General features: G+C 68.3%; 26 protein-coding genes and 3 tRNA genes. 7 read left to right on the top strand and 22 right to left on the bottom strand.

The window, feature by feature from the left end:
* Nucleotides 1–190: 190 nt before the first annotated feature.
* From BDK63_RS17185 to BDK63_RS17115, 15 genes are all read right to left on the bottom strand, one after another.
* Complete coding sequence (locus tag BDK63_RS17185; protein ID WP_095623384.1) at nucleotides 191–919, bottom strand: PFL_4669 family integrating conjugative element protein; 729 nt, start codon at nucleotides 917–919, stop codon at nucleotides 191–193.
* A gap of 82 nt (nucleotides 920–1,001) precedes the next feature.
* Nucleotides 1,002–2,363 (bottom strand): STY4528 family pathogenicity island replication protein, encoded by a 1,362-nt coding sequence (locus BDK63_RS17180; protein WP_183334218.1) that lies wholly within the window; start codon nucleotides 2,361–2,363, stop codon nucleotides 1,002–1,004.
* Nucleotides 2,363–2,965, bottom strand: a complete 603-nt coding sequence (locus tag BDK63_RS17175; protein WP_183334216.1) for a DUF2857 domain-containing protein — start codon at nucleotides 2,963–2,965, stop codon at nucleotides 2,363–2,365. Before BDK63_RS17175 ends, BDK63_RS17180 begins: the two co-directional genes overlap by 1 nt.
* On the bottom strand, nucleotides 2,962–4,851 hold the full coding sequence (locus tag BDK63_RS17170; RefSeq protein ID WP_183334214.1) for a ParB family protein: 1,890 nt from the start codon (nucleotides 4,849–4,851) through the stop codon (nucleotides 2,962–2,964). The genes BDK63_RS17175 and BDK63_RS17170 overlap by 4 nt, the downstream gene beginning before the upstream one ends.
* Nucleotides 4,852–4,899: 48 nt before the next feature.
* The gene (locus tag BDK63_RS17165) at nucleotides 4,900–5,136 is read right to left on the bottom strand and encodes a hypothetical protein (protein ID WP_095623388.1); all 237 of its coding nucleotides are present in this window, start codon (nucleotides 5,134–5,136) and stop codon (nucleotides 4,900–4,902) included.
* Complete coding sequence (locus BDK63_RS17160) at nucleotides 5,129–5,509, bottom strand: DUF7673 family protein (protein WP_095623389.1); 381 nt, start codon at nucleotides 5,507–5,509, stop codon at nucleotides 5,129–5,131. Before BDK63_RS17160 ends, BDK63_RS17165 begins: the two co-directional genes overlap by 8 nt.
* On the bottom strand, nucleotides 5,506–6,909 hold the full coding sequence (dnaB, locus tag BDK63_RS17155; RefSeq protein ID WP_095623390.1) for a replicative DNA helicase: 1,404 nt from the start codon (nucleotides 6,907–6,909) through the stop codon (nucleotides 5,506–5,508). The genes BDK63_RS17160 and dnaB overlap by 4 nt, the downstream gene beginning before the upstream one ends.
* On the bottom strand, nucleotides 6,896–7,762 hold the full coding sequence (locus BDK63_RS17150; RefSeq protein WP_183334212.1) for a ParA family protein: 867 nt from the start codon (nucleotides 7,760–7,762) through the stop codon (nucleotides 6,896–6,898). Before BDK63_RS17150 ends, dnaB begins: the two co-directional genes overlap by 14 nt.
* A gap of 138 nt (nucleotides 7,763–7,900) precedes the next feature.
* Nucleotides 7,901–7,976, bottom strand: a tRNA-Thr gene (locus tag BDK63_RS17145).
* A gap of 96 nt (nucleotides 7,977–8,072) precedes the next feature.
* Nucleotides 8,073–8,147 (bottom strand) — tRNA-Gln (locus BDK63_RS17140).
* Nucleotides 8,148–8,153: 6 nt separating this feature from the next.
* Nucleotides 8,154–8,229 (bottom strand) — tRNA-Phe (locus BDK63_RS17135).
* 91 nt (nucleotides 8,230–8,320) lie between these two features.
* Nucleotides 8,321–8,593: an oxidative damage protection protein gene (locus BDK63_RS17130; protein ID WP_183334210.1), complete on the bottom strand. Its 273-nt coding sequence runs from the start codon at nucleotides 8,591–8,593 to the stop codon at nucleotides 8,321–8,323.
* 26 nt (nucleotides 8,594–8,619) lie between these two features.
* On the bottom strand, nucleotides 8,620–9,708 hold the full coding sequence (mutY, locus tag BDK63_RS17125) for an A/G-specific adenine glycosylase (protein WP_183334208.1): 1,089 nt from the start codon (nucleotides 9,706–9,708) through the stop codon (nucleotides 8,620–8,622).
* A gap of 75 nt (nucleotides 9,709–9,783) precedes the next feature.
* Nucleotides 9,784–12,138 (bottom strand): AsmA family protein, encoded by a 2,355-nt coding sequence (locus tag BDK63_RS17120; protein ID WP_183334205.1) that lies wholly within the window; start codon nucleotides 12,136–12,138, stop codon nucleotides 9,784–9,786.
* On the bottom strand, nucleotides 12,135–12,587 hold the full coding sequence (locus tag BDK63_RS17115; RefSeq protein ID WP_183334203.1) for an acetyl-CoA sensor PanZ family protein: 453 nt from the start codon (nucleotides 12,585–12,587) through the stop codon (nucleotides 12,135–12,137). Before BDK63_RS17115 ends, BDK63_RS17120 begins: the two co-directional genes overlap by 4 nt.
* A gap of 194 nt (nucleotides 12,588–12,781) precedes the next feature.
* Between BDK63_RS17115 and hisB the strand changes: the two genes are divergently transcribed.
* From hisB to BDK63_RS17090, 5 genes are all read left to right on the top strand, one after another.
* The gene (gene hisB, locus BDK63_RS17110) at nucleotides 12,782–13,375 is read left to right on the top strand and encodes an imidazoleglycerol-phosphate dehydratase HisB (RefSeq protein WP_183334201.1); all 594 of its coding nucleotides are present in this window, start codon (nucleotides 12,782–12,784) and stop codon (nucleotides 13,373–13,375) included.
* A 31-nt stretch (nucleotides 13,376–13,406) separates the two neighbouring features.
* The gene (gene hisH, locus BDK63_RS17105; protein WP_183334199.1) at nucleotides 13,407–14,048 is read left to right on the top strand and encodes an imidazole glycerol phosphate synthase subunit HisH; all 642 of its coding nucleotides are present in this window, start codon (nucleotides 13,407–13,409) and stop codon (nucleotides 14,046–14,048) included.
* A 94-nt stretch (nucleotides 14,049–14,142) separates the two neighbouring features.
* Nucleotides 14,143–14,901, top strand: coding sequence for a 1-(5-phosphoribosyl)-5-[(5-phosphoribosylamino)methylideneamino]imidazole-4-carboxamide isomerase (gene hisA / locus BDK63_RS17100; protein ID WP_183334197.1), 759 nt, complete (start codon nucleotides 14,143–14,145; stop codon nucleotides 14,899–14,901).
* A gap of 2 nt (nucleotides 14,902–14,903) precedes the next feature.
* Nucleotides 14,904–15,677, top strand: coding sequence for an imidazole glycerol phosphate synthase subunit HisF (gene hisF, locus BDK63_RS17095; RefSeq protein WP_183334195.1), 774 nt, complete (start codon nucleotides 14,904–14,906; stop codon nucleotides 15,675–15,677).
* A gap of 20 nt (nucleotides 15,678–15,697) precedes the next feature.
* On the top strand, nucleotides 15,698–16,228 hold the full coding sequence (locus BDK63_RS17090) for a hypothetical protein (RefSeq protein ID WP_183334193.1): 531 nt from the start codon (nucleotides 15,698–15,700) through the stop codon (nucleotides 16,226–16,228).
* A gap of 6 nt (nucleotides 16,229–16,234) precedes the next feature.
* On the opposite strand, the gene BDK63_RS17085 is transcribed toward BDK63_RS17090, so the two are convergent.
* Both BDK63_RS17085 and BDK63_RS17080 read right to left on the bottom strand, forming a co-directional pair.
* Nucleotides 16,235–16,813, bottom strand: a complete 579-nt coding sequence (locus BDK63_RS17085) for a YjaG family protein (RefSeq protein WP_183334191.1) — start codon at nucleotides 16,811–16,813, stop codon at nucleotides 16,235–16,237.
* A gap of 25 nt (nucleotides 16,814–16,838) precedes the next feature.
* Nucleotides 16,839–17,132, bottom strand: coding sequence for an MGMT family protein (locus tag BDK63_RS17080; RefSeq protein WP_183334189.1), 294 nt, complete (start codon nucleotides 17,130–17,132; stop codon nucleotides 16,839–16,841).
* A 49-nt stretch (nucleotides 17,133–17,181) separates the two neighbouring features.
* Between BDK63_RS17080 and BDK63_RS17075 the strand changes: the two genes are divergently transcribed.
* Complete coding sequence (locus BDK63_RS17075; RefSeq protein WP_183334187.1) at nucleotides 17,182–17,877, top strand: type 1 glutamine amidotransferase; 696 nt, start codon at nucleotides 17,182–17,184, stop codon at nucleotides 17,875–17,877.
* A gap of 117 nt (nucleotides 17,878–17,994) precedes the next feature.
* On the opposite strand, the gene mnmH is transcribed toward BDK63_RS17075, so the two are convergent.
* The 5 genes from mnmH to BDK63_RS17050 all read right to left on the bottom strand — a co-directional run bounded on the left by mnmH (nucleotide 17,995) and on the right by BDK63_RS17050 (nucleotide 23,175).
* Nucleotides 17,995–19,146: a tRNA 2-selenouridine(34) synthase MnmH gene (gene mnmH / locus BDK63_RS17070; RefSeq protein ID WP_183334185.1), complete on the bottom strand. Its 1,152-nt coding sequence runs from the start codon at nucleotides 19,144–19,146 to the stop codon at nucleotides 17,995–17,997.
* Nucleotides 19,143–20,180 carry a selenide, water dikinase SelD gene (selD, locus tag BDK63_RS17065; RefSeq protein ID WP_183334183.1) on the bottom strand — a complete coding sequence of 346 codons (1,038 nt, stop codon included), beginning with the start codon at nucleotides 20,178–20,180 and terminating at the stop codon, nucleotides 19,143–19,145. The genes mnmH and selD overlap by 4 nt, the downstream gene beginning before the upstream one ends.
* Before the next feature lie 63 nt (nucleotides 20,181–20,243).
* Nucleotides 20,244–21,620, bottom strand: a complete 1,377-nt coding sequence (gene radA / locus BDK63_RS17060; protein ID WP_183334181.1) for a DNA repair protein RadA — start codon at nucleotides 21,618–21,620, stop codon at nucleotides 20,244–20,246.
* Between the two features lie 98 nt (nucleotides 21,621–21,718).
* Nucleotides 21,719–22,168 (bottom strand): copper resistance protein NlpE N-terminal domain-containing protein, encoded by a 450-nt coding sequence (locus tag BDK63_RS17055; RefSeq protein WP_183334179.1) that lies wholly within the window; start codon nucleotides 22,166–22,168, stop codon nucleotides 21,719–21,721.
* Between the two features lie 110 nt (nucleotides 22,169–22,278).
* Nucleotides 22,279–23,175, bottom strand: coding sequence for an AEC family transporter (locus tag BDK63_RS17050; protein ID WP_183334176.1), 897 nt, complete (start codon nucleotides 23,173–23,175; stop codon nucleotides 22,279–22,281).
* A gap of 136 nt (nucleotides 23,176–23,311) precedes the next feature.
* Between BDK63_RS17050 and hisC the strand changes: the two genes are divergently transcribed.
* The gene (gene hisC, locus BDK63_RS17045) at nucleotides 23,312–24,367 is read left to right on the top strand and encodes a histidinol-phosphate transaminase (RefSeq protein ID WP_183334174.1); all 1,056 of its coding nucleotides are present in this window, start codon (nucleotides 23,312–23,314) and stop codon (nucleotides 24,365–24,367) included.
* Nucleotides 24,368–24,651 lie beyond the last annotated feature (284 nt).

Below are 24,651 nucleotides of genomic sequence, written 5' to 3'. Positions count from 1 at the left end.
AAAAGCAGCCAATCTCCACCCCCAGAGCCCTTTTATCCCCACCGAGCATGGCATCTGGGGACTTCTGACTGACCCGGTGCAACATCCGGGCTAGGTGATTCCAGTGGAATCACCCTGCCGACCCTCTGGCCACGCCCAAGACCTAAGTAAACTTGATGGCAGTGGAATCACGCTCCCGGCACTCCGGCCACTACTCCTCCGCCGAGGGCGGTGGGTCACTTTCCACCGCGCCTGCGCCACTGGCCGCCTTGGCCTCCGCCGGCCTGGTAATCGGCGGCGCAAACTCGCTGCGGTGCTTCCCGGAGAGCACATCGTCGGGCAGCTCACCGAACTTCTCGATGGCATTTCGGGCCTTGGCGTTGTTGGCAGCGAAGTCGTCGCGGGTGGCACCGCTGAAGCCCGGGTACTTCTGGGTACTCGCACACAGGCTGCGCAGGAGGTGTCCGCCAACCCGGACGTACTCCTCCATCTGGCGCCGACCGATCAGGGCAATGTGGTGGGCAAGCATGACGCGCCTGACGAAGCGGTCGAAGTCGATCAGCAGGCGCAGGGCGAGCCATCCATGCTGGCCGCCGGTATAGACGGGGATCTTGAGCGGCTGCTGGTTGAGGTTCTCCTCGACATCCAGCTCTGGCGGCAGCTGTGCCATCAGGCTATCCAGCTCCTGGAGGCGCTGGTCCAGCTGAGCGCGAGTCTCGGCAAGCTTGGCATCCAGCTGCAGGAGCCAGTAGTCCGCATAGGGGTCATCCTTGGCTGCATTCTGCTTGATCGCACCGCAGATCAGCAGGAACTGCCGCATGCCGATTATCTGTGGGCGCCCCGTCTCGACCCCACGGCCCTTCCAGATCCGTGCGGCGTGGTGGGTATGGAGCGTCAGCTCGATCTTGCTGCGCAGTGCTCCCAGGCGATCAACGGCCATGTCGCGTCGTCCTCATGCTGATGTGTGTCCACGGTATGGCAGGCACTGTCAATCAGTTGGTAAGTGGGAGACAGCGGAATCGTTAATGGCTGCTGAGTGAGTTTTTCCCGCCAGCCGGCCATAGCCCCAGCTTGCGCAGGCACTGTTCTCGGGCCGCCTGGGCCTCCTCGGGCGACGTGGTGCTGGACGGAGTGCTCGATGCCGTGGGTACTGAGGTCTGCGTAGGTGACTGAGTCGCAGCACGTGGTGCAGGCCGCTGCTTAGCGGGTGGAGCGCTCTGGCTCACACTGCCCGCCCGGCGTTCGGCCTGGGTCTGGGCGTAGCCGGTCGCGACGAACTCGCCGCCGATAGCGCGCTTGATCAGCCCCCGCAGGAAGCCCTTGGGGTTTCTCACCGAACCGCTGCTCACGCGGCCCGCCGCCTCATCGAGAATGGCTTGCTGGGTGTCGCCTGATAGCCCCGACATCAGCAGCTGAGTCGCCTGACGCTCGCTATCATCCAGCGAGAGACACGCCGGCCAGTGCAGGTTCACGGCTGACGTACCTGTAGGTTTTACACAGTGTGAAGTACGTACTGTACGTGGAGAACTGCCCGAGTTTTCATGGAGAACTGCATCGATAGCCTCATAAGCTCTTGATTCCATGCTTGGTTCTCGCTGAAAACCGGGGGAGTTCTTGTGGCTCACCCTGCCGGGTTCTCGCTGAGAACTCGGCGCTTCCCCCTGGTTCGTCTGCTGAGTCGTGGTGGAGAACTGAGTGGCCTGACGCTTAGCCGGCGAGGGAGGCCGAACCTTGCTGGAGCGAGACGCCAGGGTATCGAGACGCGTCGGTAGCTCATGGAGCGCCCCGGCCTCCTGGAGCTCCTCGAAGACGATGGCGGCCACCGCCTTGACCACCTTGTTCTGGTGATTCAGACAGCGGCACACATACTCGACGTAATCGGCATCCAGCACCGAGGCCTCGGCGGGAGAGAGCGGCTCATCGTGCAGGATGTAGACGTTGCCGATGATGCGGCCATTCTGCGCGTTACGCGCCCGATGCCCGAGGCTCACCCAGCGGGTCAGCCGGAGAACGGCGATGACGCGGGCGACCGTGGCGCGCGAGGCCTTCTGCCCCGGAGCTCCCCGCAGCAAGGGCTGCAGCTCGTCGTAGGTCGGCACCGCGGTGGTTCGGTCCGGATTCACCAGCATCCGCATCATCTGCCAGCCGAGCTTGTCGACGTGCCCAAGACGCGGATCGAGCAGCAGCGCTCGCGGCACGGTCTCATGGGGATTCCCGAAAAACAGCAGCCCATCGAGGCCTGAAGCAGCCTCCCCTGAACGGTCCGTCTCGCCGTCCGGAACGGCAGACGCCGGGGGCTCTCCCCGGCGCTGGGTCATCTCGGAAGCCGCTTGGCCGATCAGGCGATCCAGCCCTTGTCGAGTGGCATCGTGCAGCTGCACCATCACCGCTCTCCTTCAGGTGCCATCCACTCTTCGGTTGGAGGTGCCGTGCGCGGCTGGCCGGGATCACCCCACTGCTTGATGAGGTGCCACACCACCGCCAGCGGAATGTCGGTCTCATCGGCGAGGGTGACCATGCCCTGTAGGTCATCGGTCGACCTGGGGTCCAGCGCAATATGCTGCCAGCGCTCCCAAGCATCGTGCTCGGCCTGCTCCGATGGCATCGCCAAACGCCCCTGCCGCGGCGCAATACCCAGCAGCTGACGCCGCGTCGAGCAGTCGTTACCGGTCAGGCCGAAGAAGGCCCCCATCATGCTGACGCTGGCCCCCAGTCTCAGACAGCGGTCGATCAGGGTTTCACGATCCTGGTCGCGATCGATGCGCGCCAGAACCCCACGTAGCGCGGCATGATCCACTGAAAAGCGCGCCACCACAGGTCCCGCGCAGGCCAGCGAGTCGATGTCACTCGCTCTCAGGCGGCGCAGGGTGCGCAGCTCCTCCTCGCTGAAGCCGAGGGCAAGCGCTCGGCGCATGTTGCCCTCCCGAAGAAATCCCATGACCTGGCTGAGCAGCGCCTGATTCAGGTTGGCGGATGAAGAGCTCATGACTGGGCCTCCTGTTGTACCTGCAGGTGTTCACGAAGGCGGCGGATCAGCCGCACCAGACGGAAGAAGCGAAGCAGCACCGCATCGTCCCAGGCGCTCTCTTTCCCCTCTTCATAGTGAGTGCCGAACAGTGCTCCCCACAGGGTGGCGTCAGAGGGGTACTCGGGATTGAGCTCGCCGCGCAGGCTGGCCAGCGCTTGCCAGGCGAAAAGCGCTCGGCGGTCGGCGGCGTCCGGCAGCGGGTTGAGGTCGAAGCCGATGCCGTCGTCATCGGCGATGACCACATCGCTGCCGCCGAAGCCGCCCCAGCGGGCAATGACCTGGACCAGCTCACGTATGCGGATGCGCAGCGAGCGGGGCTCATCCTCTACCCCTTCGATGAACCAGACGTCGGCAATGGGCGGGGTGATCTCGCCGGAGAGCACCGGTGCCGCCAGTGGAGCCAGCTGCTCGAAGTCGAAGCTGGGCACGCCGAGCTCACTGGCCAGGTGGTGGCGATAGCCGCGCTTTCCCGGGCTCTCTTCCCAGCTTGACTGGGTCAGCCCTTCGAGGCGGGCGGCCTGTTCGGCCTCCGTCCGAGCGGCGCCCTCGGGCCAGTCGATTTCCTCCTCAGAGAGCGCGGCCATGGGCGCAGGGCCAGGTACCGACGTCGGTTCTCCGAGCCCAGACACCACGGGAGACTGCGACTCGCTCAGCTGCTCCTTTTCACGCTCCAGCGCGGCGACCTGCTGGCGGAGCCGGAGCAACTCAGCGCTCTCCGTCCGCCCCTCGTCGGGGTTCACGTTTCTTCCGCTAAGGGTGCGCGGCGATGGCAGCTGCTCGGTTTGCAGTTCAGGGTCAGGCGTGGGCGCTTTTTCCTTCGGGGCACTACCTGCTGCCGTCTCAGAAGAGCTATCAGGCAGCGGTGGATAGAGCGAGGGCGGCTGGGCATCGGGATCGCGCATCTGCTGCAGCTCAACGTCCAGGGCCTCGAAGGCCTGATGCTCTTCCAGGTCCCAACGCCGCTTGCGATAGGTGACGATATTATCGAGGGTCAGCTCGCAGACGTTGAAGTGCACGCCCGTGTTGTCGGCCAGCATGCCGCACAGCCGATCCACCACGATGCCCCAGTTCATCTCGGTCTGACCCTCGTCATCGAACCAGGCCATGGTCTGGTGCCAGGCTTCGGCAAAGCCCTGGGGCTCGACCTCCTGGGTGCAGCGCTCCCAGATCAGCCGGCAGGCTTCCCGGTAGCTGATAAGCTTCTCGACCTGCGGCCTCCCCAGGCCGCTGTAGAGGGTGTTGGGCAGCGTGGGCAGCAGATGCTCGACGGTATAGAGCATCTTGCTGATATGGCTCTGGGCCACCTGGTAGCCGTCCTCCGACAGGCGCTTGACCAACTCGCGCTGCGATAGCGATTCACCGCTCTCCTCCTCGTACATCGCCTTGGCATCCATCACCCCCTTGGCGCGCTCGATCCAAAGCAGCTGGCCACGGTTGTCGTTCTCGCTAAGGTGACCCGTCAGCATCTTCACTTCCGACTGCCAGGGTCGGTATAGGGCATAGAAGGCATGGAAACGCGACTCACCGGTCTCCTCAAAGAGCTCGCGTAGGATCTGCAGGCGGGTATTGCCGCCGTCGCAGATGGTGTAGTGCTTCTCGCCCGGCCGCTGGGTCACCGGGGGCTTGTGCTTGAGACCCGCGGCACGGATCGAGGCCTTGATATCCTCATACTTGGAGTTCTGGACCTGCCGTGGGTTGTGCTCATAGGGCTTGAGCATGTCCAGGGTCACCCAGACCGCCATCTCCTGGTCTGGCGGCGTGACGGCGTCGACCGGCTGCCCCTGGCGCCTGGGTCCCGGCTGCGTCAGTCGGTCCCGCAGCTGTTGATCGGTAGGACGCTTCATAGGAGGGCTCCCTCTACGATAGACACGACGGAGGTGATGACAGTGGAATCACTCTTCATGGCGGTACCGCCTCTCCCACTCCGCACGGCGCAACTGGGAGCGCGCATTGAGCTCGGCGCGGCGGTCCTTGGTGGTGAAGGAGGTGAAGACCGGCGCACAGCCTGGCTTGCTGAATCGCAGGTGACCACCGCTGGTACGCTGCACTTCCCAGCCCTGGGTCGCGGCATAGCGAATCAGGCGCTGCATCCCCTTGCACCCCCGCGCTACGGAAAGCGACTTACTCATCTGCGGCCTCCTCGATCTCCCAGAAGCGTTTCAGCAAGGTGTCACCGCCTTCGATGAAGGTGTGGATCTCATGGCCGCTGTAGGTGGCCATCCGAATAACCGCGAGGGCGTCTGCCTGAAGGTCTGCATCGAGCCCTCGCAGCCGCTGCATCTCGAAAGGCCAGCGGTAGCCGTTGTAGAGCCCGAGCAGGAGGCGACGAAGATGGTGGGACTGACCGCTATGCCCCTGGGCCACACGGACCAGGTGCTCCAGAGCGGCAAGGCCCTGCTGTTCAGCCTCGAGCTGCCGCTGGCGAGTCTCGTGCATCACCTCGGCCAGGGCTTGGGAGAGCCGGGAACGGGGCTCCGGTGTGCGTACGCGGTGCTGGCTCATGGGGTCACCTCCTGGCGCTGCCACGCCAACGGCTTGAAGCGCGCCGACTCCCCCTGGAACGCCAGGTGCACGGTGCCGGTGGGCCCGTTGCGCTGCTTGCCGAGGATCAGCTCAGCCAGGCCGTGGCTGTCTTCGTTGTCGGGGTGGTAGACCTCATCGCGGTAGATGAAGGCGATCACGTCGGCGTCCTGCTCCAGGGCACCGCTGTCACGCAGATCGGCCATGCAGGGGCGCTTGTTGGGGCGGGTCTCCAGGGAGCGATTGAGCTGCGACAGGGCAATGACCGGGGCACGCAGCTCCTTGGCGGTCTCCTTGAGAATCCGGCTGACCTTGCCCACCTCGAGGGTGCGGTTCTCGCTGCCCGGCTCCTGAAGCAGCTGCAGGTAGTCCACCAGGATCATGGAGGGGCGACCGAAGCGGCGCGTCATGCGGCGTGCGCGTGCCTTCAGGCTGGAGGCGGTGATGCCGGAGACATCATCGATCAGCAGCTTCCCTTCCAGCTGGGTGAGCCGATTGACCGCGGCGGTCACCTTCGGCCAATCCTCGTCTTCCATCTTCCCGGTGCGCAGCTTCTGCAGGGAGACATTGCCCAGGCTGGCGATCAGCCGGAGCATCAGCTGCGCTTCCGGCATCTCCAGGGAGAAAATAAAGACCGGGCCGGCAACGTCCTCTGCCGTCAGGGCATGCTCCGCGAAACCGAGCCCCATGGCGGTCTTGCCCATGGAGGGGCGGCCGGCCAGGATGATCAGATCCCCTGGCTGCCAGCCCGCAGTCATGGCGTCCAGCTCGCTTAGGCCGCTCGGGATGCCCGTCACCCCACCCTGTGCATTGAAGGCCCGGTCGATGACGTTGATGGCCTCACCGAGCATCTCCTTCATGGAGCTCAGCTGCTCATTCCTCTCTTCCGTCAGGGCAAAGAGCTTCTGCTCGGCCTCCTCGATCAGCTCGGTGGCCGAACGGCCCTGAGCCATCAGGGCCTGCTGGTTCAGGGTGAAGCAGGTATGGATCAGCTGCCGCAGGGCATGGCGGTCCCGCACGATCTCAGCATAGGCCTCGACATTGGCCGCACTGGGCGTATTGCGTGCCAGCTCCGCCAGGAAGGCGAGACCTCCCACCTGTTCAAGCTGACGCGCTTCTTCCAGCGCCTCGGACACCGTCACGACATCCATTGGCTGGTCGCGCTCCGCCAGCCCTTGAATCGCCTGAAACACCAGGCGATGGGCCTGCTGGTAGAACATCGCCGGTGCCAGGCGGTCGGCAACCTCATCCCACATGGCGTTATCCAGCAGCAGACCGCCCAGCACCGACTGCTCCGCCTCCAGACTATGCGGCGGCAGGTAGCCGGCCTCCGGACGCTCCTCGGCCACCCGAAGTTCGGCCAGGTTCTCAATGGCACTCATCGTGGCAGCCCCCCTGCATGGCGGTGGTGCAGACCATGGCGTCGATCAACGGCTGCCACTCGGGGTTGAGCTCACAGGCCATCGCCTTGACCTGGTCGGCGGCGGCGGGCGACTTGCGACCGGCGGGTCGTCGCGGTTCGAACTGATGCACGGGAAGGCCCGCGCTGGCGGCCTGTCGGAAGGCCACACCGGCACGGATGGTGCTTTGCATCACGCTGACGCCCTGCTCGCCGGCGGCGAACATCTCCGCCAGCGTCTGGTGGATGCCCCGCGCATCGGCGGTCTCATCCAGACGGTTAACCAGGACGGAAACGGGGGGAACGGAGAGGTGGGTGAACTGGCTAAGCGCTTCGAGATCGCGCAGCAGGCCGACGGTGCCTCGCACGAACTCGCGGGCGGAGAGCAGCTCGGGGGTGATGGGTGAGAGGGCATGATCGGAGGCCAGGACGGCCATCTCCAGGGTGATGGAGCGTGCGCCCTGGGTATCAATCAGGATCAGGTCATAGCCCGACAGCCTGGAGAGCAGCTGGGCGAGACGGAAGCGGCCATCCGGCGCGTTGAGCAGCAGCTGAGGGAGCTGGCCGGCGTGATCGTTGGAGATCACCACATCCAGGTTGGGATGGGCGGTATGCGATATGACATGGGCAGGAGCGGTATCGCTGAGCGCGATCAGCTCGTAGGTGCCGCCGGTGGCTTCGGTGCGGAGGGGATAGTAGCTGGAGAGCGTGGGCTGGCTGTCCAGGTCGATGAACAGGACTTTGAGGCCCGCATCGGCCAACAGGCCACCCAGATTGGCAGTGACGGTGGTCTTGCCGACGCCGCCCTTGGTCGAAACAACGGAAACAACACGCATAACCTCACCTCGGTTCCAGATGGAATCAAGTGTGAGGCTGATGATCTGTAGCTATTACACGAAGACGGCTCGATCCACACCACCCCGCGCGGGGCTTCCACTTCTCGCTCGCAAGACGCTGATTTCGAGAAATTTACGTGGTGCCGGCAGCAGGAGTCGAACCCGCGACCTACTGATTACAAGTCAGTTGCTCTACCAACTGAGCTATGCCGGCAATGCGACGCGATGGACTCGCGTGGAGGATGGGCATCCTCTGAGCGAGAAAGACCGTGAACCCACGTTCACGGTCTTTCGGAATCGAGGTTGGCGATGGCTGGGGTACCAGGATTCGAACCTGGGAATGCCGATACCAAAAACCGGTGCCTTACCACTTGGCGATACCCCAGCAGTGTGGTGGCCAGAGACGGAATCGAACCGCCGACACGGGGATTTTCAATCCCCTGCTCTACCAACTGAGCTATCTGGCCGCTGCCAACGGTGCGTATTAAACCCCAACCGACTTTCCGCGTCAACCCCTTCCGTTTCAAAACGATGGCCGCCGCCGGACCGGGGCAGGGCTCAGCTCTCCCGCGGCACGTAGCCCTCCGCCTGGTCGGTCTCGCGGTTGTCGAGGAAGCGCTCCATCTGCTCCATCAGGTACTCCCGGGCCGACGGCTCGAGCATGTTGAGGTGCTTCTCGTTGATCAGGCGGGTCTGCAGTGCCTGCCACTCCTCCCAGGCCTGCCTCGACACGCTGGCCTGGATCTCCTGCCCCTTCTTGCCGGGCAGGGGCGGGAACGGCAGGGCCTCGAGCTCCTGCTGGTACTTGCGACAGAAGACGGTCTGGCTCATGGGACTCTCCTCGTGGGGACCGGGGGTCAGGGGCCCGCCGGTGCAGTGAGCGAAAAGGGCGACAGCGAGTCCAGCAGAGCCTTGACCGGCGCCGCCAGGCCGATGCTGTCGGGATCCTGGGGATCGTACCAGCGCCGGGCCTCGCCCACCGAATCCAGGGCGCCGATCCGCGCCGGCTGAGGGGTGATCTCCAGGCGGAAATGGCTGAAGACGTGGGTGAAGGGCGTCCGCGGGGCCTCCAGCCGGCTGCCCGGGGCCTGGGTATCGAGCCAGGCCTGAAGCGCCGCCTCGTCGTCGAACTGCGGCAGGCTCCAGAGCCCGCCCCAGAGGCCACTGGCCGGCCGCTGCTCGAGCAGCACCCTCCCCCTGACATCGCGCAGCAGCAGCATGCGGGTGGCCCGAGTGGGCAGTGCCTTGCTCGGCTTCGACTCGGGGAAGCGACGCTCCTCGCCGCGGGCGCGGGCCACGCAGACGTCCGCGAAGGGACAGCGCCCGCACGCCGGGGTGCCTCGCCGGCAGAGCGTGGCCCCCAGGTCCATCATCGCCTGGGTATAGTCGACCAGGCGCTCATCGGGCGTGTAGTGCTCGGCCAGCGCCCACAGGCGACGCTCCACCGCCGGGCGGCCGGGCCAGCCCTCCACCGCATGCAGGCGGGCCAGGCTGCGCTTGACGTTGCCGTCGAGGATCACCGCGCGGCGCCCGCTGCTCTGGGCGATGATGGCCCCCGCGGTGGAGCGGCCGATGCCGGGCAGCGCCGCCAGCGCCTCGATGTCCATGGGGAACTCACCGCCGTGCGCGTCGAGGATCACGCCAGCCGCCTTGTGCAGGTTGCGACCCCGGGCGTAGTAGCCGAGCCCCGTCCACAGGTGCAGCACCTCGTCCTGATGCGCGGCCGCCAGCTCGCGAACCGTCGGGAAGCGCGCCATGAAGCGCTCGAAGTAGGGGATCACCGTGGCCACCTGGGTCTGCTGGAGCATGATCTCCGAGACCCACACCCGGTAGGGCGTGCGCTGCCGCTGCCAGGGCAGGTCATGACGGCCGTGCACGTCGAACCAGTCCAGCAGGCGCCGCTGGAAGGTCTCGGGAGCGAGAACGGGATCAGGCATCTCTGTCATGCGGCCTCCATGGCAGGGCCGGGAACCGGCGAAAAAAAGCGCCGGCACGGTGGCCGGCGCAGGGACTGACTTTGCTCAGTTGAAGAGACCACGCAGGGCGTCGCGAAGTTCCCTGCCGGCATCCTCGCCCACGCGCTCGTCGAGGCGCTCCAGCGCACCTTCCAGGCGACGCTCGACCTCCTCGCCGGCGCGGCGGCCCGCCTCCTCGCGCAGCAGGTCCGCCACCGTCTGCTGGAAGGCCGAGCGGTCGAAGCGGCACCACTCGCCGCTGTCGCCGCCCAGGCTACCCTCGCAGCGCACCGGGAAGGGCACCCGCTCCAGGCGGGGGTTGACCCGGCAGGCCGCATCGGCGGTATCCACGAAGCGGGCCGCGGCACGCAGCTCGAAGCGCTCGCTGGTCAGGTCGAGCCAGCCCTCCCCGCCCATCTCGATACCGGGGAGGGTGATCAGCAGGTCATCGCTGCTGGCGGTGCCGTCGCGAAGCTGGAAGCTGGCCTCGGCACGCTCGAAGCGGGTGTCGGGATGCCAGTCGCGGGTGGAGGTCTCCCCCTCCAGGGTCGCCACCGCAGTGCAAAGCTCCCGGGAGACGTTGACGTCGAGGATGGCGCCGTCCTCGATGCGGGAGGCGATCCGCCCGTCCAGCAGGCGCTTGAGCGCCGGCCAGGTGTTGCCGCGGGAGGTGAGCTCCCCCTCGGCGCTGAGGCGGCCGCGCAGCGGTGACGGCTCCTCGCCCAGCGCCTCGAGCAGGGCATCGGTGCGCACCCGGTCGATCCGCGGCGCCAGCTGCCAGTGGATGGGGTCGCGGGTCAGGTCGAGCGCCCCGCTGGCCGAGAGGCTGCCCTCGTAGAAACCCGACGCGAAGTCGACCAGCTGCTGGCGACCATCACGGCCCGACAGCGCCAGCACCACGTCGCGGAAGTCGAGCCCCGCCAGGGTCAGGCGCCCCAGGGCGAGCTGCCCCTCGAGGTCGAGGGCCGCCAGCCAGTCGATCGGTAACAGGGCGCCCGGTTCGGCGGCATGGGCACGGGCGATGCCCGGCACGCCGCCGGCCGATGCCGTGTCACCGTCCGGTTCGGCAGGCGGCAGGTAGGCGTCCAGGTCCAGGCGATCGCCCTGCAGGTCGAAGTCGAGCAGCTGGCCATCGAGGCCCGCCGCCAGGCGGCCGGTGAAGGTGCTGTCGTCCAGCACCAGGGTCAGGCCGGTCAGGGCGAGGCGCTCCAGGTCGCCCTGCAGCGGACTGGTCAGGGCCACGTCGGAAAGCGCCTCGGCGTCGGCCATGGCCGGCAGCGCATCGAAGCGCTCGAGCCAGGGGCGCAGCGACATCGGCGCCAGCCTCAGCTGACCGCCGTAGGCCGGTGCCTCCAGGAGCCCCTCCAGGTTGAGGTTGCCGCTCAGCCGCAACCCGTGCTCGCCGGTCAGCTCCAGGTCCCGCAGCTGGGCCGTCTGGGCGCCCCGATCGGCCTCCAGGGCGAACACCAGCGTCAGCGGCAGGGCCGAATCGCCGAGGGCGGGATGGGCGAAGCTGCCCTCGAGCCGGCCCTCCTCCAGGTTCAGGCGCCCCTGGGTGACGTCGACCGTCAGCTGGCGGCTCTGCAGCCCCAGGGTCTGCTCGCCCTCGAGCCCCGCCAGTCGGCTGCGGGTGTTCAGCGCCAGGGTCTCGAAGACATAGCGCCGCTCGGCCAGCCCGAGGGTGACACGGCTCTCCAGGGTGATATCGCTCGAGAGTCGGGGAGCACCCTCCTCCGCTTCCCAGGCCAGGTCGTCATGGCTGACCAGCCGGAAGTTCGCGCGCAGCGGGAAGGCGCGGCGCGGGTTGACGTTGCTGCCGGTGATGCCGACCTCCTCGAGGCGCAGTTCCTGGCCGGCCCCTAGATCGCGGTAGGTCACCTCGCCATCGCGGACCTGGACGCTGGCGATGTTGAGTGCCACCGCCAGCCCCCCCTCGCCGCCGGGAACCGGCCCCGCGGTGGCACTCGCCGGGGCCAGGACCTCCTCGGCGGCCTCGCTGCGCTCGGCGAGACGCTCCATCAGGGACTCCCAGTTGCCGCGCCCCGTCTCGTCGCGCTCCAGGTTCAGGTGCATGCCATCGAGGGTCAGCCCGTCGATGGCGATCTCGCCACGCAGCAGCGGGCCGAAGGCGAGGCTGACCTCGGCCCGGCGGAAGGCAACGAAGGAGGCCTCCTCCCCGACCTCCTGCTCCGGCAGCCAGGCCTCGGCCTTCTCGACGCTGACGCCCAGCCGCGGGTAGAAGGACCAGGTCAGCGGCCCCTCCAGGGCCAGCTCCAGGCCGCTCTGCTCGCGCACCACCTCGATCAGCCGCGGCTTGAGGTCCTCGGGATCGAAGAAGGTAGTGACGTAGACCACCGCCGCCACCGCCACCAGGGCGAGGATACCGACGGCGGCCAGCAGGGTTCGCAGCAGGCGCTTCATGAGGGGTCTCCCTGGCCGATCCGCACGAGCTCATAGTGGTCGCCGTCACGGGTCACCCGGAAGCCGAGCCGCGACAGCAGCACCTGGTCCGCCATCTGCAGCTGGGAGGCTTCCGCGCGCAGCGGGCGCCCCTTGGCCCCGGCGGCCTGGCCGACCAGCAGCAGCAGGCGCGAACCCACGCCGCGGCGCCGGGTGGGCTTGCGCACGCAGAAGTGCGACAGCCACCAGGCGACACCGTCGTCGCGCACCGCCACGGCGCCCAGCAGGCGATCGTTGAAGCGGGCACAGAGGAAGGCGTGGCCGGCGGCCAGGTGGTCGTCGATGAAGGCGTCGACCGCTGAGGGCAGACGCTCCTGGGGGGCGTCGGCGTAGATGCGGGCGAGGTCGACCTGCGCCTGGGCATCCGCTTCCCAGGCGGCGCGATCGACATGGTGGAGTGTCACCGGCATAGAAGGATCTCCCTGGGCCGGGGCGGCGTGGGTCGCCGCCGCGCGATGGGGTGCATTGTAGCGGATGGGGTCGGCGATTCTCTATAATGGCAGGTTCCGGGCGACGGGCAGGGATCCGTCGCCGCCCAGATGCCTCAGGCCGGTGTCCGCCATCGGCCTCCCTTCGACATGCGCCAAGGCGCTGGAGATGCACCATGTCCGAGCGTATCGCCACGGTCAGCCGCGACACCCAGGAGACCCAGATCACCGTCACCGTCAACCTCGACGGCAGCGGGACGCTGGCCTGCGAGACCGGCGTGCCCTTCCTCGACCACATGCTCGACCAGGTGGCCCGCCACGGCCTGGTCGACCTCGAGATCCGGGCGGTGGGCGACCTGCACATCGACGATCACCATACGGTCGAGGACCTGGGCATCACCCTGGGCCAGGCCTTCGCCAGGGCGATCGGCGACAAGCGCGGCATCCGCCGCTACGGCCACGCCTATGTGCCGCTGGACGAGGCGCTCTCCCGCGTGGTCATCGACTTCTCCGGCCGTCCCGGCCTGTTCATGGACGTGGAGTTCACCCGCGCCACTATCGGCCGCCTGGATACCCAGCTCTTCTGGGAGTTCTTCCAGGGCTTCGTCAACCACGCCATGGTCACCCTGCATATCGACAACCTGAAGGGCTTCAACGCCCACCACCAGGCGGAGACCATCTTCAAGGCCTTCGGCCGCGCCCTGCGCATGGCCGTGGAACAAGACCCCCGCATGGCCGGCCAGATGCCCTCCACCAAGGGCTGCCTGTGAGGCCGCGCAACGACCACACGAGGAGCGCCCCATGACCATTGCCGTCATCGACTACGGGATGGGCAACCTGCATTCCGTCGCCAAGGCACTGGAGCACGTCACCCACGAACACGTGATCGTGACCCGCGACCCCCGCTGCATCCGTGGCGCCACGCGGGTGGTGCTGCCCGGCCAGGGCGCCATCCGCGACTGCATGGGCGAGCTCGAGAAGACCGAGCTGCGCGGCATCGTCGAGGAACTGCTGGCTCGCCAGTCCAAGCCGCTGCTGGGCATCTGCGTGGGGCAGCAGATGCTGCTCGACCACAGCGAGGAGAACGGCGGCATCGACTGCCTGGGCTTCCTCGGCGGCGAGGTGAAGCGCTTCCCGCCCGACATGCAGGACGACCACGGCCGGCGCCTCAAGGTCCCGCACATGGGCTGGAACCTGGTGCACCAGCACCGCGACCACCCGCTGTGGGCCGGCATCGACCAGGACGAGCACTTCTACTTCGTCCACAGCTACTACGTCGAGGCCAGTGACGACGCCACCGTCTTCGGCACCACCGACTACGGCCGCATCAATGCCCACGTGGCCATCGGCCGCGACGCCACCTTCGCCGTGCAGTTCCATCCGGAGAAGAGCTCCCGGGCCGGGCTCAGGCTGCTGGAGAACTTTGTCAACTGGGCGCCCTGAGCTGCGCCTGGTCAACCGGGCGCCCCGAACCGCGCCCGGCCCACTGGGCGTTCCGACCCCCGCCGTCCAGAACACGGATCAACAGGACACTGACATGCTGGTAATCCCCGCCATCGATCTCAAGGACGGCAAGTGCGTCCGCCTCAAGCAGGGCCGGATGGACGAGGCCACCACCTACGGCGACGACCCGGTGGCCATGGCCGAGCGCTGGGTCAAGGCCGGCGCACGCCGCCTGCATCTGGTCGACCTCAACGGCGCCTTCGAGGGCAAGCCGGTCAACGGCGAGGCCGTCACCGCCATCGCCCGCCGCTGGCCCGACCTTCCCATCCAGATCGGCGGCGGCATCCGCAGTGCCGAGACCATCGAGCACTACCTGGCCGCCGGGGTGTCCTACGTGATCATCGGCACCAAGGCGGTCAAGGAGCCCGCCTTCGTCGGCGAGATGTGTCGCGCCTTCCCGGGCCACGTGATCGTCGGCCTGGATGCCCGCGACGGCTTCGTGGCCACCGACGGCTGGGCCGAGGTCTCCTCGGTCAAGGCCGTGGACCTGGCGAAGCGCTTCGCCGACGACGGCGTCTCCAGCATCGTCTACACCGACATCGCCCGCGACGGCATGATGAACGGGGTCAACGTCGAGGCCACCGCGACCCTGGCCCGGGACGGCGGCCTGCCGGTGATCGCCTCCGGCGGTGTCACCAACCTCGACGACCTGCGTGCCCTGGTGGCCGCCGGCGAGCCGGGGATCCTGGGCGCCATCACCGGACGCGCCATCTACGAGGGCAGCCTGGACGTGGCCGAGGGCCAGCGGCTGTGCGATGAACTGACTGCAGGGCTCGACCGAGCCGGGAGCTGACCATGGGACTCGCCAAACGCATCATTCCTTGCCTCGACGTGGACGCCGGCCGCGTGGTCAAGGGCGTCAACTTCATCGGCATCCGCGACGCCGGCGACCCGGTGGAGATCGCCCAGCGCTACAACCAGCAAGGCGCCGACGAGATCACCTTCCTCGACATCACGGCCAGCCACGAGGACCGCGATACCACGGTGGAGATGGTCGAGCGCATCGCCGGGGAGGTGTTCATCCCGCTCACCGTGGGCGGCGGCATCCGCACCTGCGATGATATCCGCACCATGCTCAATGCCGGTGCCGACAAGGTCTCGATCAACACCGCCGCGGTGACCAACCCCGAGTTCGTGCGCGAGGCCGCCGAGCGCTTCGGCAGCCAGTGCATCGTGGTGGCCATCGACGCCAAGCGGGTCTCCGCCGAGGGCGAGGCACCGCGCTGGGAGATCTTCACCCACGGCGGGCGCCGCCCCACCGGCCTGGACGCCGTGGAGTGGGCGAGGAAGATGGTGGAGTACGGTGCCGGCGAACTGCTGCTGACCAGCATGGACCGCGACGGCACCAAGGTCGGCTTCGACCTGGGCGTGACCCGCGCCATCGCCGACGCCGTCAGCGTCCCGGTGATCGCCTCCGGCGGCGTGGGCAACCTCGACCACCTGGTGGAGGGCGTGCTCGAGGGCGGCGCCGATGCGGTGCTGGCCGCCAGCATCTTCCACTTCGGCGAGTACACCATCCCCGAGGCCAAGCGCTACATGGCCGAGCGCGGCGTCGAGATGCGGCTCTGAGCGCCGGCGGAGACGAGAGGATGTCACGGCGCCCCGGACTGACCGCCCTGCTGCCGGGCCTCATGAGCCTGCTGGCCGCCTCGCCCGCCCCGGCGGAGACGGCCGGCGGCTGGCGGGAGCGGCTGGACTGGCCACCGGCCATGGAGCTGAGCCATGTGCTGGTGCAGACCAGCCTCTACACCGACCACTTCAGCCCCGACCCGGAGCACACCAACAACCAGCAGCTGATGGCCGTCGAGCTGCACAACCCCGAGCTGTGGTTCACCGGGTTCGCCCGCTTCAAGAACTCCTTCGACCAGGACTCCCACTACCTCTACGTGGGCCGGGAGCTGCCGATCTGGGAGTCCGGTGACACCCGCGTGCGCGCCAAGCTCACCGCCGGCGCCCTGCACGGCTACCGCGGCGAATACCGCGACAAGATCCCCTTCAACCGCCACGAGGTCGCCCCGGCCATCCTGCCCACGGTGGGCGCCAGCTGGAAGCGCCTGGAGGGCGACCTGATCGTGTTCGGCGCCGCCGGCCTGATGGTCACCGCCGGCTGGCGTTTCTGAGCCCCGCTACTCGGCGGAGAGCCCCAGGTTGCTGACGCCCTCGTTGCGCCCCAGCCGGCGCAGCGCCTTGAGCTCGTCGCGGCCCAGGGGCTCCTCGACGGCCTCCAGCACCGCATCCTGGAAATCATTCTCGTCCGCCATCAGCGGATGCTCGCGCACCAGGGCGGCCAGGCGCTCGCCGTCCTCCTCGCCCTCGGTCAGCTCGATGAAGGCCCTGAGGCCCCCCCGGGACGCGCGACTCACCTCCAGCACCGCTTCCGGCGCCTCGCCCTGCAGGGTGTCGAGCAGCGCCGAGAGCGCCGCCACCGCCTCGGTGGCGCGCCGCGCCCCGAAGCTGTCGTCCCCCTCGGGCGGCGCCAGCTCCGCCAGCTTCTCCGCCTGCAGCGCGAAGTCGATCCTCGCCTCCCTGACCGAGAGGCGCTCCCACACCAGGTCGAGGATGGCACGCAGCCCCGCCGGGCTGCCGTGGCCGGCGGTCTGGGCATAGAGGGCATAGTTGGGCAGCAGCCGCTCGCACAGCGCCGCCATGAAGGCCTGCTGCGCGCGCGGCTCGAGTGCCTGAAGGCGCTGATGGAAACCGCTCATGGACTCTCCTTTGAATAAACCTGTCTCACGGCCATAGCCGCTCCGCCGGCGCGCGGCCGCGGGCATCCAGCACGACCCCCTCGGCGGCCAGGCGCTCGCGCTGCTCGGTGGCGCCGGGATGGTCGGCCAGCCGACGCGAGGCGGTGATCACCCGGAACCAGGGCAGGCCGTGGCCCTCTGGCAGCTCGCGCAGGGCGCGGGCCACCAGCCGGGGCGTGGCGCCCTCGGTCATCGCGGCGATCCGTCCGTAGGTGGTCACCCGCCCGGGGGGAATGGCCGCCAGGATCGTCAGTATCTGTTCACGCAGCACCGGCTTCATGTACCCTTGCGCCCCCTGTCGGCTGCAACCCCAAGATGGCGAGGTTCCCATGCACCTTCACCTGCTCCAGCACAGCCCCCATCAGGGGCCGGCGCGCCTGGCCGACTGGCTCTCCAGCATGGGGCACAGCCACACGGTCTTCCATCTGGACGCGGGCGAGACGCCCCCGCGGCTCGGCGACTGCGATGCCCTGGTACTGCTCGACGGCCCCGTCGGCCCCCCGGCCCCTGACGCCTGCCCCTGGCTCCCGCGCGAGCGCAAGCTGGTCGAGCGCGCCCTGGACAGCCGCAAGCCGCTGCTCGGCATCGGCTTCGGCGCCCGGCTGGTCGCCGAATCGCTGGGCGCCGTGGTCGGCCACGGGACCTTCGCCGAGACCGGCTGGCACCGCGTCACCCTGGCGCCGGAGAGCCCGCTGGACCTGCCCGAGCAGTTCGATGCCTTCATGTGGCACCGCGAGGTCTTCGCCCTGCCCGGGGACGCGCAGCCGCTGGGGGGCAGCGACGCGAGCCCGCTTCAGGGCTTCAGCTGGGACGCCGGCCGGGTGGTGGGCCTGCTCTGCCACCTGGAGGCCACGCCCGAGAGCGTGGCGGCGCTGCTCGCTCAGGGCGCCCTGCCCGAGGGCAGCGACCGCAGCCCTCACGCCCAGTCCCCCGAGGCCATGCTGGCCGACCCGCAGCGCTTCGTGCATCTGGCGCCGCTGCTCGACCGGGTGCTCAGCCAGTGGCTACGCCAGGCAGCTAACTGACCCTGTGGTCAGCGAGGGCGCCGGGAACAAGCCGAAGAGGAGGTCCGGAGACCAGGGAAGGCGGAGGTAGCGTACAGGGACGTATTCACAGCGCCTCCTCGTAAGCTTGTTGCCGGGTCAGCCCCGAGCGTCACCAGTCTCCGCAACTGATTCATTGTCCACGTACTCCGGAATTGCCCACTTCTCCTCGGACCACTGCCGGGCCACCGCCAGGCAGCTCTCCCAGTCGCCCACGTGGAGGAAGCGCTGCTCGGGGTGCTTCTCCAGCTGGTAGCGATACATGGGGTCGTAGTATTCGGTAAGCAGCGGCGCCAGCCACGCCTCGTGGGCCTGGCGATTGCCGCGCTCGTGCTCGCGGAAGGCCAGCGCCTGGAGGCGCTGCAGGCGATCGAGCCGGGCGCGACCGAGCCGCTTCCTGAGCCGGGCCAGGGAGGCGGCAAGCTGCCGGCGCATCAGCGCCCAGCCCAGCCACTCCCCGCACTGCTGCCGGAAGACCTCCCAGAGGTCGTCGATGTAGTCCTTGTGGATCTGCGCCAGCCGCCAGTCCAGCGGCATCTCCACCCGCAGCCGCGGCGCCTGCTCCATCGCCCGCCAGAACGCCAGGGGCACATTGGCGGCGCCGATATGGCGCGACTCGTCCTCCACCACCAGCGGGCCGGGCAGGTCCAGCAGGCGCCGCCCCACGGCATGCTCGAAGTCGATCTGGCTCGGGGCCGGCAGCGGGTGACGCCCGAAGGCCGAGCCCTTGTGGCGGGCGCAGCCCTCCAGGTCCAGGCCGTTATCCAGGGCCAGGATCAGCGAGGTCTTGGCACAGCCAGTGAGGCCGCCCACCACCAGCAGCGGCTGCTCGGCGGCGGCGTCGATCCGCGCGCAGAGCGCCTGGCGCATCGCCTTCCAGCCGCCGCGGATGCGCGGGCGGACGATGCCCGACTCGCTGATCCACTGCTGGGCGATCTGCGAGCGCAGTCCCCCGCGGAAGCAGTAGACGATGGCGTCGGGATGGCATTCGAGCTGTGCCATCCAGGCCTCGATACGGGCACGTTTGATGCCACCGCTGACCAGCCGCTGGCCCAGGGCGATGGCGGCCTGCTGGCCGCGCTGCTTGTACTCGATGCCGACCAGGCGGCGCTCCTCGTCGTCCATCAGCGGCAGGTTCACGGCACCGGGCAGCGCGCCCTGGGCGAACTCCACCGGGGCGCGCACGTCGATCAGCACGCGCCCCTCACGCAGCAGGGCGAGGTCGGGCTCGACCAGCGGCAGGTCGCTCATCCGCGCACCTCGATCAGCCCGGGGCCGCTGGCCCTCACCACCTCGCCGAAGGGCTTGAGTTCGATGCCGTGGGCGCGGCCGATACGCTCCACGTCATCCTCCCAGGAGGGATGCACCGAGAGCAGCAGGCCGCCGGAGGTCTGGGGATCGCACAGCCATTGCCAGTGGGGATCGTCCATCTCGGGCAGGCTCTCACCCAGCGCCTGGCGGTTGCGCAGGGTGCCCCCGGGTACCGCCCCCTGGCGCCGGTAGGCCTCCGCCTCGGCGAGCCGCGGCAGCCGGCGGAAATCCACCCGCGCCGCCACCCCGCTGGCCGCACAGATTTCGGCCAGGTGGCCGGCCAGGCCGAAGCCGGTGACGTCGGTCATGGCATTGACGCCCTTCACCCTGGCCAGCTCCACGCCGATGCGGTTGGACTTGAGCATGGTCTCCCGGGCCAGGCCCTGGTGGCCGGCCTCGAGCCGCCCCTGCTTCTCGGCGGTGGTGAGCATGCCCACCCCCAGCGGCTTGGTGAGGAACAGCAGGTCGCCGACCTGGGCCCCCTTGTTGAGCTTGAGGTGCTCGAGGTCGACCAGGCCATTCACCGCCAGCCCGAAGATCGGCTCGGGGGCATCGATGGAGTGGCCGCCGGCCAGCGCCAGGCCCAGCTCGCGGCATACCGCCTGGGCGCCGGCCAGCACGTCACCGGCCACCTCCGCGGGCAGCTTGTCCAGCGGCCAGCCAAGGATGCCCAGCGCCAGTACCGGCGTGCCGCCCATGGCGTAGACGTCGCTGATGGCGTTGGTGGCGGCGATCCGGCCGAAGTCAAAGGGGTCATCGACGATGGGCATGAAGAAGTCGGTGGTGGCGATCATTCCGCGGCCGTCACCGAGATCGTAGACGGCGGCATCCTCGCGCCCCTGGTTGCCGACGATCAGCCGGGAATGGGAGGCGCCCGGGCCGGCCTTGGCCAGGATACTGTCCAGCACGTCGGGGGCGATCTTGCAGCCGCAGCCGGCACCGTGGCTGTACTGGGTCAGGCGGATGGCGCTCATCGTGTTCTCCTTGGCGTTCGTTAGCGACATTCTACAACATGCATGGGGAGGCTTCGGCCAGGATCACAGCGCCTCGAGGGCATCGGCCAGCTTGTCCACGGCGACCACCTCCATGCCCGGCGGCGAGGTCTTGGGGGCGTTGCCCCGGGGCACGATGGCGCGGGTGAAGCCGTGCTTGGCCGCCTCGACGATGCGCTCCTGGCCGCTGGGCACCGGGCGGATCTCGCCGGAGAGCCCCACCTCGCCGAACACCACCAGCTCGCGGGGGAGCGGCCGGCTCTGCAGGCTGGAGACCACCGCCAGCAGCACGGCCAGGTCGGCGCTGGTCTCCAGCACCTTGACCCCGCCCACCACGTTGAGGAAGACGTCCTGGTCGCCGGTGAAGAGCCCGCCGTGGCGATGCAGCACGGCCAGCAGCATGGCCAGGCGGTTGGCGTCCAGGCCCACGGCGACCCGCCGCGGGTTACCCAGCGGCGAGTCATCGAGCAGCGCCTGCACCTCGACGAGGATCGGCCGGGTGCCCTCCCACACCACCATGACCAGGCTCCCCGGCGCCTGCTCCTCGGTACGCGAAAGGAAGATGGCGCTGGGATTCTTCACCTCCTTGAAACCGTGCTCGAGCATGGCGAAGACGCCCAGCTCGTTGACCGCCCCGAAGCGGTTCTTCTGGCCGCGCAGGGTGCGGAAGCGCGAGTCGGCGCCCCCTTCCAGCAGCAGGGAGGCATCGATCATGTGCTCGAGCACCTTGGGGCCGGCCAGGGTGCCATCCTTGGTGACGTGGCCCACCAGCAGCAGCACGGTGTTGCTCTGCTTGGCGAAGCGGGTCAGCGCCGCGGCCGATTCCCGCACCTGGGCCACCCCGCCGGGGGCCGAGGCGATGTCCTCCAGGTGCATGGTCTGGATGGAGTCGATGACCAGGATCTCCGGGCGCTCGCGTTCCGCCACGGCGAGGATCGTCTCGACGCTGGTCTCGGCCAGCATCTTCAGGCCGGCCACCGGCAGCTGCAGCCGGTGGGCGCGCATCGCCACCTGGGAGAGCGACTCCTCGCCGGTGACATAGAGCACCCGGCGGGCCTGGGCCAGCTTGCAGGCGGTCTGCAGCAGCAGGGTCGACTTGCCCGCCCCGGGGTGGCCGCCCAGCAGCACCGCCGAACCGGGTACCAGGCCGCCGCCCAGCACCCGGTCGAACTCCGCAAAGGTGGAGGAGAGCCTGGGCACCTCGGAGAGCTCCACCTGGGCCAGGTCGACCACCTCCCGCGAGAGGCTGCCGGCATAGCCACCCCGGCCGGCCGGGGTTCCGGCCGCCGCGCCGGGCCGGGCCGAGGCGAGGCGCACCTCGCTCAGGGTGTTCCACTGCTGGCAGCTGGTGCACTGCCCCTGCCACTTGCGGTACTCGGCGCCACACTCGGTGCAGACGAAGGCGCTCCTTGCTTTGGCCATGCGGTGCTCTCGGCTCGGAAAATCGATGGGACTAGTCTACCAGGCGCCCAAACGACGAGGGGCGGCCCAAGGCCGCCCCCGACTCGCCGCTGCGCCGATCAGCGGCGCTGCAGCTGCAGCATCTCGTTGTTCTGGAAACGACGACGCTGGGGGTCGATCAGCTCCAGGGTGCTCTCGTCGATACGCAGGAAGTAGTAGATCTGGCCTTCACCGTCCGGCGTCAGCTCATAGACGGTCGCATCCGGGTCGGTGGCCGTCCCGCTGAGCACTTCCCAGTTGCCGGCATAGTTCTCGTCCGGCGGATCCTGCGGGTGCTCCCGATAGGACGCCTGCAGGGTGAAGGTGCGCTCTTCGGGCGCCGCCTGCTCCTCACCGCGCAGTTCGACATCGATGTCGATGCCATCACAGTTGCGGCACGGCAGGGTACCCTGGTAAGTCGCCACGCTGGCATCGACGGTGGGCTCATCGGCCCGGTCGGTAGGGCCGGCCGCACAGCCCGCCAGCAGTGCGAGCAAGGCCGAGCCGGCAAGCAAGGTCCTGATTTGCATGTGTGTCCTCCTGAACAGTGGGCATGACACCGTAATCCACGGCGGCCTGAGGGACAGCATAACCTCTCAGGTCACCAGCGGACAGTCCCGCGGGCCGGGCGTTCCACGGCTCAGGAGACGCCCGAGTGGACATGGGCGAACACCAGGGCCAGCACCACCGGCATCACCACCAGCGACCCCAGGTTGCCGATCAGCACCAAGGAAGCCACCTTGTGGGGCTCCTGGCGGTACTGCTCGGCGACCAGGTAGTTGAGCACCGCCGGCGGCAGCGCGGCGAACACCCAGAGCGCGGCGGCCTGCAGGCCCGTGAGGTCCAGCAGCCAGATCAGGGGCAGCGCCAGGACCAGTCCCGACAGCGGGCAGAGCAGCGCCCCCAGCAGCCCGGTCTTCCAGTCGCCGAAGTCGATGTCGAGCATCCTCACGCCCAGCGCGAAGAGCAGCAGCGGGATGCAGACCCCGCCCAGCATGTGCAGCGCCTCGAGCAGCCAGGCCGGCAGCGGCACGCCGGCCAGGTTGACGCCCAGGCCCGCCAGGCTGGCCAGCACGATCGGCATGCGCAGGATCCGCCACAGCGGGGTGTGGGGGCTGAGCATGTAGAGCCCCACCGAGAAGTGCAGCAGCATCTCGACGATGAACAGCACGATGGCCGCGGGCAGCGCCGCCTCGCCGAAGGCCAGCAGCAGCAGCGGAATGCCCATGTTGCCGGAGTTGTTGAACATCATCGGCGGCAGGAAGGTCTTCGGCTCCAGCCTGAGCCACTTCACCACCGGCCAGAGCAGCAGGCCGGAGCCGAGCACGATCACCGCCCCCCCGAGGGCCAGCCCGAGGTACTCCTCGAGCGGGGCCTGACCATCCGCGAGCACCGCGAACACCAGCATGGGCACGAACAGCTCCATGTTCAGGGTGTTGATGCTGCGGATATCCGGCGTCCGGAAGCGACCATAGAGGGTCCCGCAGCCGGCGATCAGGAAGACCGGCAGCAGGGTGGCGAGGATCTGTGCAGTCATGTCGGGGTCTCGTGCACTCGGCAAGGCAAAAGCCGTCAGCCTAGCACGGCTTCGGCGTGCGCGGCTTCAGCTTGCGCGGTCAGGTCGCTCGCGTCACCATGGCAGGAGTTTCCATCCAGCCCCCGAGCGAGTGCCGATGAGCAAGTTCTGGAGTCCCGCCGTCAGCGAACTGACGCCCTACATTCCCGGCGAGCAGCCCCGTGAGCGCCTGATCAAGCTGAACACCAACGAGAACCCCTACCCGCCGGCCCCCGGGGTCGGTGCCGTGCTGCGGGAGTTTCCCACCGACCACCTGCGCCTCTACCCCGATCCGGAGTCTCGGGCGCTGCGCGAGTCGCTGGGCAGGACCTTCGGCGTGGATGCCGACCAGGTCTTCGTCGGCAACGGCTCCGACGAAGTGCTCGCCCTGGCCTTCCAGGCCTTCTTCCGTCAGGAAAGGCCCCTGGAGATGCCGGACATCACCTACAGTTTCTACCCCGTCTACTGCCGGCTGTATGGGGTCGAGCGCCGCGCCCTGCCGCTGAATGCCCGCTGGGAGGTGGACCTGGACGCCTTCGACAGCGACTGTGGCGGCGTGATCTTCGCCAACCCCAACGCCCCGACCGGCCACGGCCACGGTCGCGAGGCGATCGCCGGGCTGCTCGAGCGCATCACCGACTCGGTGGTCCTGGTGGACGAGGCCTATGTGGACTTCGGCGGCGAGAGTGCCGTGTCGCTCGTCGAGCGCTTCCCCAACCTGCTGGTCACCGGCACCTTCTCGAAGTCCCGCAGCCTCGCCGGGCTGCGCCTCGGCTATGCGGTGGGTTCCCGCGAGCTGATCGAGGGGCTCACGCGGGTCAAGAACTCGTTCAACTCCTATCCCGTGGACAGCCTGGCCAGTGCCGTGGCCATTGCCACCCTCGAGGACACCGACCACTTCGAGGCCTGCCGCGAGAAGGTGATCACCACCCGGGAGCGCACGCGCCGCCAGCTCGAGTCACTCGGCTTCGAGGTACTGCCCTCCCGGGCCAACTTCGTGCTGGTCTCCCACCCCGACTTCGATGCGGCCCAGCTGTTCGTCGGGCTGCGCGAGCGGGGTATCCTGGTGCGCCACTTCAACACCGATGCCCTCCGCAACTTCCTGCGCATCACCATCGGCACCGACGACGAGATGGACAGCCTGGTCGAGACCCTCGAACTGCTCTGCGCCTGAGCCCCGGCCCCACGCCCGAGAACGCCAGCCCGCGGGCTGGCGTTCCTTCAAGCGGCTCGGCAGGCCGAAACGCAAAAAGCCCCGTGCGCTTTCGCACACGGGGCTTTTCTGAAAAGGTGCCTGACGATTATCCGGCCGGCGCTCCGGGGGCCGGCACCCCGGGACTCTCCATGGGGAGAGCCCCCCTACAACGACGAAACCCCGACCAATGGCCGGGGTTTCTGAAAAGGTGCCTGACGATGACCTACTCTCACATGGGGAAACCCCACACTACCATCGGCGCT

This window comes from Halomonas campaniensis (assembly GCF_014193375.1).
Lineage (GTDB): Bacteria > Pseudomonadota > Gammaproteobacteria > Pseudomonadales > Halomonadaceae > Halomonas > Halomonas campaniensis.
This window is presented reverse-complemented; position numbering and strand designations above follow the sequence as displayed.

Bases quoted from the DNA above. Each gene is read 5' to 3' on its own strand.
- BDK63_RS17150 (WP_183334212.1), bottom strand. From the start codon at position 7,762: ATGCGTGTTGTTTCCGTTGTTTCGACCAAGGGCGGCGTCGGCAAGACC.
- mutY (WP_183334208.1), bottom strand. From the start codon at position 9,708: ATGACAGAGATGCCTGATCCCGTTCTCGCTCCCGAGACCTTCCAGCGG.
- BDK63_RS17115 (WP_183334203.1), bottom strand. From the start codon at position 12,587: ATGCCGGTGACACTCCACCATGTCGATCGCGCCGCCTGGGAAGCGGAT.
- BDK63_RS17075 (WP_183334187.1), top strand. From the start codon at position 17,182: ATGCACCTTCACCTGCTCCAGCACAGCCCCCATCAGGGGCCGGCGCGC.
- BDK63_RS17055 (WP_183334179.1), bottom strand. From the start codon at position 22,168: ATGCAAATCAGGACCTTGCTTGCCGGCTCGGCCTTGCTCGCACTGCTG.
- hisA (WP_183334197.1), top strand. From the start codon at position 14,143: ATGCTGGTAATCCCCGCCATCGATCTCAAGGACGGCAAGTGCGTCCGC.
- BDK63_RS17160 (WP_095623389.1), bottom strand. From the start codon at position 5,509: ATGAGCCAGCACCGCGTACGCACACCGGAGCCCCGTTCCCGGCTCTCC.
- BDK63_RS17090 (WP_183334193.1), top strand. From the start codon at position 15,698: ATGTCACGGCGCCCCGGACTGACCGCCCTGCTGCCGGGCCTCATGAGC.
- hisH (WP_183334199.1), top strand. From the start codon at position 13,407: ATGACCATTGCCGTCATCGACTACGGGATGGGCAACCTGCATTCCGTC.
- BDK63_RS17130 (WP_183334210.1), bottom strand. From the start codon at position 8,593: ATGAGCCAGACCGTCTTCTGTCGCAAGTACCAGCAGGAGCTCGAGGCC.
- mnmH (WP_183334185.1), bottom strand. From the start codon at position 19,146: ATGAGCGACCTGCCGCTGGTCGAGCCCGACCTCGCCCTGCTGCGTGAG.
- BDK63_RS17050 (WP_183334176.1), bottom strand. From the start codon at position 23,175: ATGACTGCACAGATCCTCGCCACCCTGCTGCCGGTCTTCCTGATCGCC.
- dnaB (WP_095623390.1), bottom strand. From the start codon at position 6,909: ATGAGTGCCATTGAGAACCTGGCCGAACTTCGGGTGGCCGAGGAGCGT.
- BDK63_RS17175 (WP_183334216.1), bottom strand. From the start codon at position 2,965: ATGAGCTCTTCATCCGCCAACCTGAATCAGGCGCTGCTCAGCCAGGTC.
- radA (WP_183334181.1), bottom strand. From the start codon at position 21,620: ATGGCCAAAGCAAGGAGCGCCTTCGTCTGCACCGAGTGTGGCGCCGAG.
- BDK63_RS17170 (WP_183334214.1), bottom strand. From the start codon at position 4,851: ATGAAGCGTCCTACCGATCAACAGCTGCGGGACCGACTGACGCAGCCG.
- hisC (WP_183334174.1), top strand. From the start codon at position 23,312: ATGAGCAAGTTCTGGAGTCCCGCCGTCAGCGAACTGACGCCCTACATT.
- BDK63_RS17185 (WP_095623384.1), bottom strand. From the start codon at position 919: ATGGCCGTTGATCGCCTGGGAGCACTGCGCAGCAAGATCGAGCTGACG.
- BDK63_RS17180 (WP_183334218.1), bottom strand. From the start codon at position 2,363: ATGGTGCAGCTGCACGATGCCACTCGACAAGGGCTGGATCGCCTGATC.
- hisB (WP_183334201.1), top strand. From the start codon at position 12,782: ATGTCCGAGCGTATCGCCACGGTCAGCCGCGACACCCAGGAGACCCAG.
- BDK63_RS17120 (WP_183334205.1), bottom strand. From the start codon at position 12,138: ATGAAGCGCCTGCTGCGAACCCTGCTGGCCGCCGTCGGTATCCTCGCC.
- BDK63_RS17080 (WP_183334189.1), bottom strand. From the start codon at position 17,132: ATGAAGCCGGTGCTGCGTGAACAGATACTGACGATCCTGGCGGCCATT.
- hisF (WP_183334195.1), top strand. From the start codon at position 14,904: ATGGGACTCGCCAAACGCATCATTCCTTGCCTCGACGTGGACGCCGGC.
- BDK63_RS17085 (WP_183334191.1), bottom strand. From the start codon at position 16,813: ATGAGCGGTTTCCATCAGCGCCTTCAGGCACTCGAGCCGCGCGCGCAG.
- selD (WP_183334183.1), bottom strand. From the start codon at position 20,180: ATGAGCGCCATCCGCCTGACCCAGTACAGCCACGGTGCCGGCTGCGGC.
- BDK63_RS17165 (WP_095623388.1), bottom strand. From the start codon at position 5,136: ATGAGTAAGTCGCTTTCCGTAGCGCGGGGGTGCAAGGGGATGCAGCGC.